12 protein-coding genes are annotated in these 15,446 nt (G+C 60.7%); 10 read left to right on the top strand and 2 right to left on the bottom strand.

Going from position 1 to position 15,446, the window contains the following annotated elements; all coding sequences use genetic code 11:
* Positions 1 to 3: 3 nt before the first annotated feature.
* Complete coding sequence (locus ACIQH5_RS02975; protein ID WP_400400135.1) at positions 4 to 840, top strand: carbohydrate ABC transporter permease; 837 nt, start codon at positions 4 to 6, stop codon at positions 838 to 840.
* Positions 841 to 894: 54 nt separating this feature from the next.
* Complete coding sequence (locus ACIQH5_RS02970; protein WP_400400133.1) at positions 895 to 2,535, top strand: DUF5597 domain-containing protein; 1,641 nt, start codon at positions 895 to 897, stop codon at positions 2,533 to 2,535.
* 65 nt (positions 2,536 to 2,600) lie between these two features.
* On the opposite strand, the gene ACIQH5_RS02965 is transcribed toward ACIQH5_RS02970, so the two are convergent.
* Complete coding sequence (locus tag ACIQH5_RS02965) at positions 2,601 to 4,115, bottom strand: GMC oxidoreductase (RefSeq protein WP_400400132.1); 1,515 nt, start codon at positions 4,113 to 4,115, stop codon at positions 2,601 to 2,603.
* Between the two features lie 364 nt (positions 4,116 to 4,479).
* Here ACIQH5_RS02965 and ACIQH5_RS02960 point away from each other — a divergent pair, with 364 nt between their 5' ends.
* From ACIQH5_RS02960 to ACIQH5_RS02945, 4 genes are all read left to right on the top strand, one after another.
* Entirely contained in the window at positions 4,480 to 5,463 is a 984-nt protein-coding gene (locus tag ACIQH5_RS02960) for a sugar phosphate isomerase/epimerase family protein (protein ID WP_400400130.1), read from the top strand.
* Positions 5,453 to 5,845 carry a DUF6379 domain-containing protein gene (locus ACIQH5_RS02955; protein WP_400400128.1) on the top strand — a complete coding sequence of 131 codons (393 nt, stop codon included), beginning with the start codon at positions 5,453 to 5,455 and terminating at the stop codon, positions 5,843 to 5,845. The genes ACIQH5_RS02960 and ACIQH5_RS02955 overlap by 11 nt, the downstream gene beginning before the upstream one ends.
* 11 nt (positions 5,846 to 5,856) lie before the next feature.
* Positions 5,857 to 8,043, top strand: coding sequence for a glycoside hydrolase family 3 N-terminal domain-containing protein (locus tag ACIQH5_RS02950; protein WP_400400126.1), 2,187 nt, complete (start codon positions 5,857 to 5,859; stop codon positions 8,041 to 8,043).
* A gap of 110 nt (positions 8,044 to 8,153) precedes the next feature.
* Positions 8,154 to 9,143, top strand: coding sequence for a Gfo/Idh/MocA family protein (locus ACIQH5_RS02945; protein ID WP_400400124.1), 990 nt, complete (start codon positions 8,154 to 8,156; stop codon positions 9,141 to 9,143).
* Positions 9,144 to 9,185: 42 nt separating this feature from the next.
* Here the strand turns inward: ACIQH5_RS02945 and ACIQH5_RS02940 are convergent, their stop codons facing one another.
* On the bottom strand, positions 9,186 to 9,887 hold the full coding sequence (locus ACIQH5_RS02940) for a GntR family transcriptional regulator (RefSeq protein ID WP_400400122.1): 702 nt from the start codon (positions 9,885 to 9,887) through the stop codon (positions 9,186 to 9,188).
* Between the two features lie 107 nt (positions 9,888 to 9,994).
* On the opposite strand from ACIQH5_RS02940, the gene ACIQH5_RS02935 reads away from it, so the two are divergent.
* The 4 genes from ACIQH5_RS02935 to ACIQH5_RS02920 are packed head-to-tail and all read left to right on the top strand — an operon-like array spanning position 9,995 to position 15,438.
* The gene (locus ACIQH5_RS02935; RefSeq protein ID WP_400400120.1) at positions 9,995 to 10,756 is read left to right on the top strand and encodes a LamB/YcsF family protein; all 762 of its coding nucleotides are present in this window, start codon (positions 9,995 to 9,997) and stop codon (positions 10,754 to 10,756) included.
* Between the two features lie 47 nt (positions 10,757 to 10,803).
* Positions 10,804 to 12,126, top strand: a complete 1,323-nt coding sequence (locus tag ACIQH5_RS02930; protein ID WP_400400118.1) for an MFS transporter — start codon at positions 10,804 to 10,806, stop codon at positions 12,124 to 12,126.
* Complete coding sequence (locus ACIQH5_RS02925; protein WP_400400116.1) at positions 12,110 to 13,702, top strand: 5-oxoprolinase/urea amidolyase family protein; 1,593 nt, start codon at positions 12,110 to 12,112, stop codon at positions 13,700 to 13,702. Before ACIQH5_RS02930 ends, ACIQH5_RS02925 begins: the two co-directional genes overlap by 17 nt.
* Complete coding sequence (locus ACIQH5_RS02920; protein WP_400400114.1) at positions 13,702 to 15,438, top strand: acetyl/propionyl/methylcrotonyl-CoA carboxylase subunit alpha; 1,737 nt, start codon at positions 13,702 to 13,704, stop codon at positions 15,436 to 15,438. Before ACIQH5_RS02925 ends, ACIQH5_RS02920 begins: the two co-directional genes overlap by 1 nt.
* Positions 15,439 to 15,446 lie beyond the last annotated feature (8 nt).

Genomic DNA, 15,446 nt, shown 5'->3' with positions numbered 1-15,446 from the left:
GCCATGTTCCGTTATACGAAGAAGACGTTGTTCCGTGAGGCACTCCTGATCCTGGTTGCCTTCATCTTCCTGTTGCCGTTCTACTTCCTGATTAACCTTGCCCTCAAGAATGGCAGCGACGCACTCACGACCTCGGCGATGCAATTGGTGACCAACCCCACCTTGGACGCTTTTGGGCAAGCCATTCAAGGCGGACGCCAAGCAACGTTGATGGATGGAATGCTCAACAGCATCATCATCACCGCCGGTAGCGTCCTGGTGCTGGTAGCTGTTGGGTCAATCTCCGCCTATACGCTGAGCCGCCGGACCGGGAAGTTGAGCAAAGCAGCCATGGGGCTCATCTTGGTCACCATGGTGTTGCCGGCCCAAGCCGCGATCATTCCCATCTACGTGGGCATGCGCAATGTTGGACTGGTGGGAACGCATGCGGGCACCATCATTATGTACGCCGGTGCGCTGCTCCCCATTTCGATCTTCCTCTATATGGGTTTCACCAATGGAATAGCCCGGGATTACGAGGAAGCCGCCCAGATCGATGGGGCATCCCGGTTTACAGTGTTCCGCAAGATTATTTTTCCTCTGTTGTCGCCGGCCACCGGCACCGTGGCGATCTTCACCGGACTCATCGTCTGGAACGACTTCTTCACGGGCCTGATCTTCCTCAACGGCTCTGACGCAGTAACGCTGCCTGTGGTGATCTACAACTTCGTCGGCGAGAGCGTTTCCGAATGGAACGTGATCTTCGCAGCCATCATTATTTCGATGATCCCCATCATGGCCTTCTTCCTGTTTGCGCAGAAGCAGTTCATCCAGGGCTTCACAGGAGGCGTGAAATCCTGACGCCGCTGGGCAATCCGGCTCAGCCACCAACTAACCCGACAGACTCAACGAAAGATGAACATGCCCCCACTTCCGAGACTCGAACGATACTCCGGACATGCCCGATTGATCGTCGACAATGAACCGTTCCTCTGCATTGGCGGAGAGTTGCACAACTCGAGTTCGTCAGATCCCGGCTACATGGCATCACGCTGGGGAGGGATTGCGGATTCGAAGGTCAACACAGTCATTGCGACAGTCGCCTGGGACCAAGTGGAGCCAACCGAAGGTGTCTTTGATTTCTCCGCTGTTGATGGGCTCATAGCAGGCGCCCAATCCGCTGGTCTAAAGCTTGTGCTGATCTGGTTTGGGGCCTTCAAGAATGCCTCTTCCACCTACGCGCCGTCATGGGTGCGGCATGACCCTTCGCGCTTTCCTCGCGCGGATCGCGGATCCAAACCCATGGAAACACCGTTCTCCTATAAGGGATCGATGCCCCGTCCAACCCTTACCGTTTTTTCGAACGATCTTTTTGAAGCCGACAGAACTGCGTATTGCCGTCTCATGGCACACCTTGCCGAAACGGATACGCAGCACACTGTGATCATGGTTCAGGTAGAGAACGAAGTGGGGCTCCTCGGGGCCGGACGAGACCGTTCGGAAGCAGCCCAGGCAGCCTGGGAATCGCCCGTACCCGAAACACTCAGGAAGGCTCTGGCCAACAGCGAGTACTCCTTCGATTCCGCGTTGGCGGATTCGCTCCGTCCCATCACCTCCTCTGACGCCAGTTGGGCCGATCACTTTGGCGACGGCAACCCAGCCGCTGAGGAAACCTTCATGGCGTGGGCCTTTGCAACATACGTTGGTGGGCTTGCCGCTGCTGGCAAGGAGCTGCTGGATCTTCCGGCCTATGCCAATGCCTGGATCGGTCCTCAGCCCGGCCAAGACCTACCGGGCAATTATCCAAGTGGCGGGCCGACGGCCAGGATGCTGCCGGTGTGGCAGGCAGCTGCCCCCGCCCTCGATTTCTTGGCCCCGGATATCTACGTACCCCATTCCGCCGAAATCATGGCCCAGTACGCAACTCCGGAGAATCCCCTCTTCATCCCGGAAGCCCGATTTCGGGCAGGGGACGCCTTCCTCGCCGTGGGGCGATTCGGAGGTTTCGGCTACCACGTCTTCGGCCTGGAGGATGGCCGCGAGGGCAACCAATACAGTAAGGCCTGCCAGGCGATTCTTTCACTGAACCAGGAGATCGTGGACGCACAGCGGGATGGGCGGATTTTCGGATTCGCTTTGGAACAAAACGAAGACGACGTGGTCACCACGTTCGGTGAGATCACCGTTAGCATCCGCAACGCAGCCAAGCTCTACACAGCAATGCTCTTGGACGCCGGGGTAGTTCTGCCGCCGCCTCCCGAGCTACCGGGGGAGACCGAGGGAGCCGCCCACGGTCACACTCCAGGCGACAACCGTCCGTTCGGACTCGTCATCGAGACGGGTCCACTGGAGTTCCTCGTCGTCGGCCAGGGTGCTTTGTTCGATTTCCACAAGAGCGGCTCAGTGCTTGAAGTGGATTCAGTGCGGGAGCTTCGGCTGACACCCGATGGCTGGCAAGAGGGCCGCCTCCTGAACGGCGATGAGCGGTTGCAGGTTCTTCAAGGCGACAGGATCAGCGCATCCCGCATCAAACTGCTGGAAGTTATCCAGCACTGACGCTTCACAAAGGCAGGGCGGTGCCACCTTATGGGTGGTACCGCCCTTCTTCCTGCCTGCGTGATTCAACTCAAGCGGTGAGAGATCGCGCGAGCACCCAGAACTGCCAACCCCACAGAGGTCAGGGTCGGATTGCACGCCGTGGACGTTGGGATGACTCCGTTGCCGGCAACGTATAAACCGTCGGTACCCCAAACCTGGCTGTCCGGGCCGCAGACGGAGCGACCGTCGTCGTACTGGCCCATACGCACGGACCCTTGGTAGTGGAGCGAGGATCCTGCCGGTAGCAGGAAGGGCGGTCTGTCATCCAGAAACGTGCCCAAGGCTTTGCCGGCGCGTGTGACAGCCTCCTTTGCTTGGTCAATCACCCGCAAATCCTTCCACGTGAGGCTGTACTGGATGCTCATGCCGGGCATCCCATAGTGGTCCAGCGCGTCCTCGTCGAACTCCACGCGATTCTCCTCAACGGTCTCGGTGGCACAAAACCAGCCGAGACCAATGATGGACCCGGGGACTACCGGATCGTCGTCTGCCAAAGGAATGGGAGATGCATCGAGCTGCATGACCTGGCCGTGGAACGGCTCGTGGTCCGTGTAGGGAACCCACGAAACGCCGCTGTGCCGCGCTGCGCCCACCACTGCATCTCCGTCCTTGTCCTCCACCGTGTTGATGGGCAACCTGACGGCGCTGACCACTTGCGGCTGGTCGTTCAGGTAGCGGCCGAGAGCGCGAAGCCGGATACCGGAGGCAAACAGCACCTGCGGCGTGCGGAGTGCGTCCGCTGCGACAACAACAACCGGCGCTGAAATGGTGTATTCGGTCCCCGTCGTGAGGTTTTTGAGTTCCACTCCGGTAACGCGGCCGTCGTCGATCAGAACCCGTCGGCAAAGGGTCCGGTCGCGGAGTTCGAAGCGGTCGCCCCGGGTCGCCGGTCCGGCCAGCGGGCCAAGGACGACGTCGGTCCCTGACCATGTGATGGTTCCATCAGGAAGCTTTTGCACGGCCAGCGGCATCGACTTGATGGCCGCGGATCCGGTGCGGGGAAACTCCCCGGCCAGTCGCTGGCGGACTTTGGCCGAAAAGGGTGCACCCTCGAACGCCAACGCCGTGACAGACAGGAGCCGCTCTGCCTCGGAAAGGGCTGAGTCCAACGTGCCATCGTCCAGGAAGGCGATCCGTTCAGATTCCCCAGGCCTCGGGCAGGCGCAGGTCCAGTGCGCGCCCATGCCTCCGACGTTGCTGGACATGGCCGCCGCCGGCATGCCAGCGAGGGGAGCGAGGGCGTCGGGACGCAGCAGGAAGGTTCCCGGCCGCCCTGGACCCGGTGTGGGTGTTTCCGGATTCAGGGACGTCATCGGACCTTGGGAAGCAAGCTGCGCCGCCGTTCTTGCGGCCGGGTCAGTCAAGTTCTTCACATGCAGGCCCGGTTGTTCGGACAGTAAAGGGCCCGCTTCAACCATCAATACCCGGAGATGTGGAGCTTCTTCATGCAGGACGCGGGCATAAGCGGCGCCCGCAGGGCCGCTGCCGACGATAACGACATCGAAGGCTTGGTGTGCTTTGTCGGATGCGATTTCCATGGGAATCCTTCGCGGATTACTCAGTGCTCGGGTGATGGAACCGGAGGCACAGTGCCCGGGAGCATCAACGCACGAAGCGTACTAAACGATGCAGGCACCTGAATAGACGGTACCGGTTGCGACGGCGCGCAGGACGATTGTGGGCATTCGATCTATTGATGAGCAGCATCGGCGTTCGTGATCTTTCCAGCACTGCCCTTTGTGTGTACACGACAGTAGCGTGGGAATACGCCCGTCGTAGGTCGGTGCGAGATGTCGCGCGGAAAGTGCGCCAAACACGAGGAGCTGGGTGTTGAATACCGCCCATCAGATTAAGCGTGGAGTCAGTTTTTACAGTTACCAGGAAGAGTGCTTTCTCAAGAAAATGTCCCTTGAGGACTGCGTCAGGGAGGCCGGGTCCATTGGAGCATTCGGCGTCGAAATCATCCCGGAACAGTCGATGACCCGTTACCCAAACCCGGGGGATGAGTTCTACCGGGTCTGGGATGAGTGGATGGAAAAGTACGGCACCACCACGGTAGCCACGGACCTCTTCCTCGACACGAAGCGATACCCCGGACGGGTCATGACACTCGCCGAAATGACCGGGTCCGTCCGCAAAGACCTGGACATCGCGAAACGGATGGGCGCCAAGTTCGTCCGCGCCATCATCAACACACCACCGGAGGTCATGGAGGATTGTGCCCCGTATGCCGAAAGGCTGGGGCTGAAGTTACTCCTGGAGGTCCATGCACCGTTCCACTACGAGCATCCGTGGATTCTCCGGCACTTGGAAGTGATGCATCGCCTGCAGTCGCCAGCTCTGGGGTTCATGCCGGATATGGGTACCTTCGTGGAACGGTTTCCACGGGTCATGTCCGAGCGCGCGCTGCGCGATGGTGCCAGGCCGAAGTTCGTTGAGCTGGCAGTGGAGACCTACAACAATCGCGGGGACGTGCATGGCCTCATGGATACCTTCAATTACATGGGCGCGAACCCTGTAGAGCAAGGAATTGCCCGCCTTTCAACCTTCCTCACGTGGAATGAACCCCGCGTGATGCTGGAGCACATGCCGCTGATCCATCACATCCAAGCGAAGTTCTACGAGATGACAGACGACGGGTCGGAATACAGCATCCCGTACCACAAGATCATTCCTGTGCTCATTGAAGGCGGCTATGACGGATATCTGTCCAGCGAGTATGAAGGCAACCGGCATATCCAGGACATCGTGGAGGTAGACAGCGTGGAACAGGTCCGTCGGCAGCACCGCATGTTCCAGCGCCTGCTGGGTGAAGAAACAACGCTCGACGCCGGGGCAACGCAAGGCAGCGGCGTTTTCGCCGATGGAGGCAGCAATGTTCGATAAATACATCATCGTTGAGGACACCCTGAGGAATACAGGTGATGACGACGATGTCACTGGTTTCCAGCTTGGCGTGCGGCTTCCGTACTATCGCGGTCTAGGTCTCTCCATGGTGGAGGACATCGAGGTGACCATCGATGGGGAAACTTCCTCGAGCGCTTCGGTGTCCCTGACGGTCCACGGGAATACGTACAAGCTGACAGACCTGCCCGGTGTCTTTGATGATCGCTGGGAAATGGGGGAGGTGGCCACGGTGTCCGTGGAGAGGGCAGGTGGCCTGGTTGAGGGACCGCATTCAGTTGCCGTGAGGCAAAGGCTTCGAATTTCCTACATGCCCGTGCCCGGTGGAGGAACGGACCTCAAGACCCTCACCCTTCGACACTGAAAGGCTTACAAATGCCGGTAACACCGGTTCAGGAGGACGTCATCAACCGTCTCATGGCATCGATGACATGGGAACAAAAGCTGGCTCAGCTCCAGATAGCCTTTCGGCCCCGGCTGGAAGACGCTGCGGAGTTGGTCCGGAGCGGCATCGGTGCGGTCTTTTGGCCTCGCAGTGTGGAAGCCACCAACGAACTCCAGAGGATAGCCCGGGAAGAGACCCAGCACGGGATTCCTCTGTTAGTGGGCTTGGACGTGATTCACGGACAGAGGACCACGTTCCCTGTCCCCCTTGCTCAGGCGGCAAGCTTCGATCCCTCGACGGCGGAAACCGACGCCCGCGTCACTGCGCAGGAAGCTGCGTCGGGGGGAGTCAATTGGACCTTCTCTCCGATGATCGATGTGTCCCGCGATCCTCGCTGGGGCCGTGTTGTGGAGGGCTTCGGAGAGGACACGTACGTCAACGGCGTGTTCGGTGCGGCGAAGGTTCGTGGCTATCAAGGTAGTTCTCTGCGGGACCGCGACTCCATCCTTGCGTGCGCAAAGCACTTCGTGGCCTACGGCCAGGCCGAAGGTGGACGTGACTACAACACCGTGGATGTGTCCACACAGCGACTCCGGAACATCTATCTTGAGCCATTTAGATCAGCAGTGGATGCCGGTGTGGCCACAGTGATGGCGGCCTTCAATACGGTTTCCGGTCGACCGGCACACGCCAACCAGCAGCTCCTGACCGAAATCCTCAAGAATGAACTGGGGTTCGCCGGTGCGGTGGTGGGTGACGCCGACGGCGTGGTGAACCTCCTCGACCACGGAATCGCAGGAGATCTCCAGGATGCCCTCAGACAGTCCTTTGCTGCCGGGCTTGACATCGAAATGGGTGGGAATGTTGTTGCTGACCACGGCGATGCGCGCCTTGGCCACGATGACCTGCCCCTGGAAAGAGTGAATGACGCCGTTCGCAGGGTACTCGGCCTCAAGGTTGCTCTCGGTCTATTCGATGATCCCTTCCGGGAGCCCGAATACGAGGTGAAATCTCCCACGGATACCAGTCGGCGTGCAGCGCTTAAGGCTGCCGAAAAGGCGCTGGTGCTGCTCAAGAACGAATCCGTCCTGCCGTTCGGCTTGGGGCCGAAGCGCATCCTGCTGCTCGGTCCCTACGCCAACAGCACGGACCATCTTGGAGCGTGGGTCCAGTCCTTCGCGGAGCCCGCCGGTTCCTTGGCCGACGCCATCCGGCGCGAGTGCCCGGAATGGGTGCTGACTGTGAGGGAGGCGACCGGCTTCTTCGGGGGCGAGCCCGATCTGATCGCCCAAGCAGTGGGTGACGCTCATGACTACGACGCTGTTGTGGTCGCCGTCGGTGAACCATCAGCCCTCACTGGAGAAGCCAGTTCACGGAGTGACCTTCGACTCCCAGGGGTGCAGGAAGAACTTATCCAGGCCGTTGCGGCGACGGGTTCAACGTTCGCTGTGGTCATGTTCAACGGACGCCCGCTGGTCACAAGTGCATGGATTGATGGGGCTCCTTCAGTGTTGGAGGCCTGGCACCTTGGGCTGGAAGGGCCCCAGGCAGTGGCTCGCGCATTGAGCGGCGTGGTGAATCCCGGCGGGAAGTTGCCCATGACGTTTCCGCGTTCCTCCAGCCAGGTACCCATCTATTACGACCACGAGAACACCGGGCGTCCGGCAAGGGTGTCGGGAACACTCGACGGCGGTGCCGTTGATGTTGCTCTGATGGGCCCCGGCAACACAGACGACCACTACACATCCAAGTACAAGGACTTGGACCTTGGCCCTCAGTTTCCCTTTGGTCACGGTCTGAGCTACACCTCCTTCGAGTACGGGGAACCCAGGCTTTCCGCCCCGGAGGTCTTATTGTCGGACCTTGAAGGCGGCCAAACCGTTGGCGTTGAGATCGATGTTTCGAACACAGGCTCACGCTCAGGAGACGAGGTAACCATGGTCTTCATTCGAGACCTCGTCGCCTCCCTCGCACAGCCCGTCCGGAGGCTCAGACGCTTCACTCGAACCAGCTTGAAGCCCGGCGAGACGCGGACGCTGTCTTTCGAACTCGGTTGGAATGACTTCGGATTCTGGGACAACGACGCTCGCTACGTCGTAGAGGAAGGGGCCTTCGAAATCCATGTGGGCGGTGGCCTCGACGCGGCGGCGGTTCGGAGCCTTCACCTACGTCTATAGACGTGCAAGTTATCAGTGACGGACTTGTTTCGCAGCCGGTCCAGTGCACGGACCCGGGTCACAGCGTCGCGGCGTGTGCCACGGCATTACCAGTCGCCATAGGAGTTGGCATGCAGAAAGATCGAATCCGCTGGGGCGTCGTGGGGACCGGCGGTATCAGCCATCAAGTCACCGCGGACTTTTCGCGGGTCGAGGAGGCTCGCGTCACCGCGGTCAGTTCGCGGTACCAGGCGTCCGCTGATGCTTTTGCCGAGGAATATGACATAGCCGGGAGATACTCCCGGTTCTCCGACATGCTCGGGTCGGACATCGACGCTGTGTATATAGGCACACCCCACGTGACGCACTTCCCGCTCGCATCAGAGGCGCTCCGCGCCGGAAAGCACGTGCTGTGCGAGAAGCCACTGGGTCTCAACTCCCGTGAGGTCGAGGCTCTTTCTGTCATGGCCTCAGCCTCGGGGGTGTTCCTTATGGAAGCCATGTGGATGAAGTTCACTCCACTTCACAGGAAGCTCGCAGACATGATCCGAGATGGCACTCTCGGCGAAGTGCGCGGCTTGCAAGCCAGCTTCGGAGCGGCCTTCCCGCGCGATCATTCGAGCAGATGGCAACCTGGTGGAAGCGCCCTCCTTGACCAGGGAATCTATCCTGTGACGCTCGCGCATATGTTGTTCGGCAACCCCGTCTCCGTTCGCGCCATGGGAACAACACGGCCCGACGGTGTCGATCTTCGCGGCCACGCCATGCTCGGGTACGACGACGATCGCATCGCGCAACTGGCGTTCTCGATGGTGGACTGGCTTGGCTCAGCCGCAATGATCGGGGGCTCCGAAGCGTGGGTCACCATTGACAACGGCTTCTGGTATGCGAACGAATTCACGATCCATCGTCCCCTTGAACGGGGGCAGCGCGACGACGAGGTGGTCACGACGAGCCGCCAAGGATTCGGCTATGTTCCGATGCTTCGAGAGGTTTGTCAGGCGATTCAAGCCGGCAAGCTGGAGCATCCCCTCCACACCCACGCCCAAACCTCTGCTATCTACGCAACCATGGACGAGATCCGCCGTCAGGTAGCCGATGGTCGTGTTGAGGTTCAGTAACTGATCCAGTTGATGGGAGAGGATCGACGTGCGGCCCGGCCACTATGACGCGTCGTAAATCTCGAAGAGGTGCTGCTCCGAACGATCCAGGTACGCCTCTAGTAGGGACGCTGCCTCGTCGAAGCGTCCATCCGTCAGGGCCTTCGCGATCTCTTCGTTGTCCTCCACATACCGCGAGTAGAACTCCACGTTTACGGGTTCTTTGAAGAAGAACAGCCGCATCTCTGCGAGCACTTGATTCATGAGCGTATTGAGCCTCTGGCTTTCGGCCATCTCAACGATGGCGCCGTGGAACCTGAGGTTGGCATCTGCCAGTTGCTCCTTGTCCTTGGCTTTGGCCGCCTTCCGTCCATCGGCCACGGCTTCCTGGATGGCCGCGATGCGGGCGGCGGAGCCGCCGTTCCGGACGGCGCTCACCTCTATAGCGCGGCGGACCGTGTAGAAGTCGCGAAGGTCATCCGCGCCGGGGGCGGCCACAAAAACTCCGCGGTTGGGAAGGCGGAGCACCAAGCGTTCAGCGCCAAGTTCGGCGAAGGCCTCCCGAAGGGTATTGCGGGACACTCCTAGTTCCTCGGCGATGGTGGGCTCATTGAGGCGCATCCCGGGGACCCACTTACCCGTGATGAGTTGGCGGCGCAGCTCCGCCGCAACCCTGGACGCGACAGCCGGTACCGCGACCCGGAGCCTCGCGGCAGGGTCAAGCTCGTAGTGCGAGTCGTCCAAGAGTTCCCCAGCTGCGTCCATAAGAAGAATCTACACTCTCTCGGTATCCTTCATTCACAGAATCGTTGAACGATTCCCAAAGTTAAGCAATGATGGGTTCATCACGTTTCCCTGAGATGAGGATCACAATGCAACACATAGACCTGAACAGCGATGTGGGTGAGTCATTTGGGCGATGGAGCCTGGGTGACGACGAAGCCGTCTTCCGTTCCGTGTCCAGCGCCAACGTCGCGTGCGGCTTTCACGCAGGAGACCCAACGGTCATGCGGGCTACCTGCGAACTCGCCGCCCGCCGCGATGTCACCATTGGCGCCCACCCGGGCTACCGGGACCTGGCCGGCTTCGGCCGTCGGTTCATGGAGATTGCCCCCAACGAGTTGGCCGATGACGTCGCCTACCAAATCGGGGCTCTGCAAGCCATGGCAGCAATCGCCGGCACCACGGTGAAGTATGTGAAACCCCATGGCGCCCTGGGTAACGCAATTGTTCATCATGCTTCACAGGCCCAAGCCGTCGTCGATGCCGTCCGCTCGGTGGACCCCACGTTGCCGATCCTTGCCCTTGCAGGTTCAGAGGTCCTTCGCCGTGCCGAAAAGGCAGGACTTCGTGGCGTACCTGAAGCTTTTGCGGACCGTGCCTATACCCGCGATGGTTCCCTGGCGCCGCGCAGCCTGGAGGGCGCTGTACTTCACGATCCCGAGGCCATCACCAAACGCATTGTTCGGCTGGTGACTGAAGGCAAGATCGAGACCATCGACGGCTCGCAGATCAAAGTCCAAGCTGAAAGTATCTGCGTCCATGGAGACACAGCAGGTGCCGTGCAGATCGCATCAGCAGTCCGTGAATCCCTCGAGTCGGCGGGCATCGCCGTAAGGAGTTTTGTCCAGTGACGCACCCCAACAATGCCGTGACTGAGCCGTCCCAACCGGAGAAACCAATGGCAACTTCCCCCAGCGAAACCCGCCTCCGCAAAAGGAGTGCCATCAAGGCCTATGTCGCCAGCCTCAGCGGAACCTCGCTTGAGTACTACGATTTCGCCATCTATTCCGTGGCCTCCGCCCTGGTCTTCCCTAAGATCTTCTTCCCGGGCAACGACGAGTTCGTTGGCCTCCTGCTTTCCTTCTCCACCTTCGCCGTCGGATACTTGGCGCGTCCGCTCGGCGGCGTCATTTTCGGGCGGCTGGGGGACCGGCTCGGCCGCAAACACGTCCTGGTAGTCACGCTGCTGTTGATCGGCGCAGCCACCATCCTCATCGGCGTTCTCCCTGACTACAACGCGATCGGACCAGCGGCGCCGGCCATCCTTGTCCTTTTGCGCCTGGCCCAAGGCATCGGCGTCGGCGGTGAGTGGGGCGGAGCGGTACTGCTGTCCAGCGAATTCGGCGATCCTGACAAGCGCGGCTTCTGGTCATCGGCCGCACAGATCGGTCCACCTGCCGGTAACCTTATGGCCAATGGCGTTCTCGCCATCCTTGCCGCATCTCTCAGCACCGAGGCTTTCCTGTCCTGGGGTTGGCGGGTGGCCTTCCTTGCTTCTGCCCTGCTGGTGGTCTTCGGCCTCATCATTCGCCTGAAACTGGAAGAAACCCCGGTGTTCAAGGCGCTGGTGGAAAACAATGAACGCTCGGAAGCTCCGCTGCGTGAAGTATTCCGCAACGAACCGCGCGCCCTCATTGCAGCGGCCCTGTCCCGCATCAGCCCCGACGTTATCTACTCCATGTTCACCGTGTATGTGGCCGTGTATGCCACCAAGGAACTGGGCATGACCACAGGCAACGTCCTGACCGCTATCCTGATCGGATCTGCCGTGCAGATCTTCATTATTCCGACGGCGGGCGCGCTTACTGATCGCTTCAACCGTCGCCTTCTCTACGGCATCGCCGCAGCAGGCAGCGCCATCTACATTCCACTGTTCTTCGTCATGATCCAGGACCGTTCCGTCGTAACCCTCACCCTCGGTGTCGTGGGCGGCTTGATCTTCAACGGCCTGATGTACGGCCCGCAGGCTGCCTTCATCACAGAACAGTTCCCGGCGCGGCTCCGCTATGCAGGAAGTTCCTTGGCTTACACACTCGCCGGAGTGGTCGGTGGTGCCATAGCTCCGCTGATCTTCACGGGTCTTTATGCTGCTACCGGTACTTGGTACCTCATCGCCGTCTACCTGGCCGTGTGCGCTGCGGTCACCATAACTGGTGTCGCACTCGGACGTGATCCCAAACCCGAAGAAGATCTGAGGCTCATCCGTGAAGTCAACGCCTGAAACACTTATCCGAACCGGGTCCCGGATAGCGGCCGTGCGGGCCGTCGGGGAACGCGGCGTGCTGGCCGAACTCGACACGCCCGAGGACGTCCTGGCATTGACGGAGCTGCTGAAGCGCACGCCGTTTACGGGGCAGCGCGAAGTGGTTCCCGCTGCAGAGACCGTCCTCATTACTGCTGAAAGCCCTACAGCGATGTTGCGGATCACGTCCCAGCTGGGCAAATTGACCATCCCGCCGCACCGCCAGGTCGGCAGGAAACTTGTCGAAATTGACACCGTGTATAACGGCGAGGATCTCCGAGACGTTGCCGAGCTCGCAGGGATCAGCGTTGAAGCCGTTGTGGCAGCTCACACGGGACAACTGTGGACGGTTGCCTTCACTGGCTTTGTTCCCGGGTTCGGTTACATGCGGGGAGAAAATGACATCCTTACCGTCCCGCGGCGGCCCAGCCCAAGAACCAACGTTGGCGCAGGATCGGTGGCCTTGGGCGGCAGCTACACGGGAGTCTATCCACGTCAATCGCCTGGCGGTTGGCAGATCATCGGCCACACTGGCTGTGTCATGTGGGACAGTGGCCGTGCCGAACCTGCGTTGGTCAGCCCGGGAACGGGCGTTCGATATAAAGCAGTACGGGACACAGTAGTTGTTCAACTGCCCGCTGTGCAGGAAGCGGTCAGCCACGGACATGGTCTCCGGGTCCGCCGAAGTCTCCCTTTGACCTTGGTCCAGGATCTTGGCCGGCCTGGCAATGCGGCCATTGGCGTCTCACGCTCCGGAGCGCTCGATCAGGGCTCGCTCCGCCGGGCCAATCGGCTGGTCGGCAACATGGAAGGCGCACCAGCGTTGGAAATCGTCGACGGCGGCCTGACCGTCCAGGCTGTCGGCGAGCAGATTGTGGCTATCGCCGGAGCTCCTGCCGGGATTCGGATCAGTTCTGAAACCACCTCACGGCCTGCGACGGTAGCCACTCCTTTTGTCCTCATGGATGGGGAAACGCTGACCATGTCCGCCCCTTCGGCGGGAGTTCGCAGCTACCTGGCAGTTCGGGGTGGTTTTGTGGCCGAGGAGGTGCTGGGCAGTTGCTCTGCCGATACCCTCTCCGGGTTGGGCCCCAAGCCGCTGACAGTGGGCGACTTCCTGGCAGTTGGTCCGCCGCCAGCACAGGCGGTTGGTCTCCCGGAAACGCAGCCGGACTTTCCTGCTGGAGACGTGGTGGAACTGGAACTTGGCCCCGGCCCGCGGCAGGACTGGTTTTCCGCTCAAGCGTTGAAGTCCCTTTTTGACCAGGTGTGGACGGTCACCAACGACTCCAACCGGATTGGCATGCGTCTGGCTGGTACGCCACTGGAACGCGTGCAGCACGGTGAACTGCCCAGTGAGGGCACCATCTGCGGTGTGATCCAGGTACCGCCCACCGGACAGCCAGTGGTTTTCCTGTCCGATCATCCCGTCACGGGCGGCTACCCGGTGATCGCCGTCGTAACCCCCAAAGACCTGGACAAAGCGGCCCAAACTCCCGCCGGCGGCCGGGTCCGCTTCAGACACGCACCATCGATCACAGAAAGTACTTTCTAATGCGCAAGATCCTTATTGCCAACCGTGGAGAAATCGCCGTACGGATCGCTTCCGCCTGCACCGACGCGGGCTTGGCCTCCGTGGGTGTTTACTCCGACAACGACTCCGGATCCGTGCACGTGTCCGCAGTCGACGAGGCGTACAGTCTTGCAGGCAGGACCCCCGGGGAGACTTACCTCGACGTCGACAAAATTCTGCACGTCGCAAAACGTTCAGGGGCTGACGCGGTGCATCCCGGATACGGCTTCCTCTCCGAAAATGCGGACTTTGCCCAGTCAGTAATGGACGCAGGGCTGACCTGGATTGGACCAAGCCCGGACGCCATCCGATCGCTGGGCAACAAAGTCACCGCGAGGGAAATCGCCGTCCGCGCCGGCGCGCCCTTGGTTGCTGGAAGCAAAGGACCGGTTGCCAATGCCGCGGAGGCCCGGGCCTTCGCGGAGGAGGTTGGCCTGCCCATTGCCATCAAAGCCGCTTTCGGGGGAGGCGGACGTGGGCTGAAAGTTGTGCGTGACCTGGACGGCGTGGAAGAAGCTTTCGACTCGGCCGTCCGGGAAGCAGTCACAGCGTTCGGTCGTGGCGAGTGCTTCGTGGAGCAGTACCTGGACCGGCCCCGGCACGTGGAAGCGCAAATCCTTGCCGATAACTTCGGCAAGGTGGTGGTGGTCGGGACGCGGGATTGTTCCCTCCAGAGGCGCCATCAAAAACTAGTGGAAGAAGCGCCGGCCCCTTTCCTGAGCGAGCAACAGCGGCTGACAATTTACGAGGCAGCCCGGGCCATCTGTTCGGAAGCCGCGTATGCCGGTGCTGGAACTGTGGAATTCCTTGTGTCCGAATCCGGTGCCATTGCTTTCCTGGAGGTCAACACCCGCCTTCAGGTGGAGCATCCGATTACGGAAGAGACCTCCGGCGTGGACTTGGTGCAGGAGCAGTTCAGGATCGCACAAGGGCTGCCGCTCTCTCTTGCGGAGGATCCCGAACCGCGCGGCCATTCCTTTGAATTCCGGATCAACGCCGAGGACGTGGGCCGCGGATACCTCCCAACGCCCGGGACCGTGGAGTCCATCACCGTGCCTACCGGGCCCGGCATTCGCCTGGATTCCGGGATTGGGGCAGGTTCAGAGATTTCCGGGGACTTTGATTCCCTCATGGCCAAGCTCATCGTCACAGGATCGGACCGGCAGCAGGCCATCCGGCGGGCACGGCGGGCGTTGAGGGACTTCAGCATCTCTGGATTGCCCACCCTCCTGCCCTTCCACCGTGCAGTCCTGGAATCCCCGGACTTCACAGACTCGTTCTCCATCCATACGCGGTGGATCGAAACTGAGTTTGAGCACTGCATCACGTCCGATCCATCTTTTGACCCCCGCCAGGCCGGCCCCGCCGGTACTGTCACAGTCCCTTTGGATATCGACGGCAAGCGGGTCATGGTGGGCTTCCCGGGTAACCTTGCAAGCCTGTTTGGCACAGCAGTCACTGAGGCTCCGCAAGAGAACGTCACGGCTGAAATGAGTGATCCCGGACTGATTGAATCGCCCATGTCCGGCAAAGTGGTCAAATGGCTCGTCGACGCTGGCGCAACCGTTCAAGAAGGATCTCCGCTGGTGGTCCTGGAAGCCATGAAGATGGAGAGCGTCGTTCCAGCGCCCCGGTCAGGTGTTCTGGCAGAAGCCCTGGCTCCAGCAGGAAGCAGTATCAAAGCGGGGGAGAAGCTCGGCCGTCTCACCCTCGACTAACCCGGGTG

It is taken from the genome of Paenarthrobacter sp. NPDC091711 (assembly GCF_044756605.1).
Lineage (GTDB): Bacteria > Actinomycetota > Actinomycetes > Actinomycetales > Micrococcaceae > Arthrobacter.
This window is presented reverse-complemented; position numbering and strand designations above follow the sequence as displayed.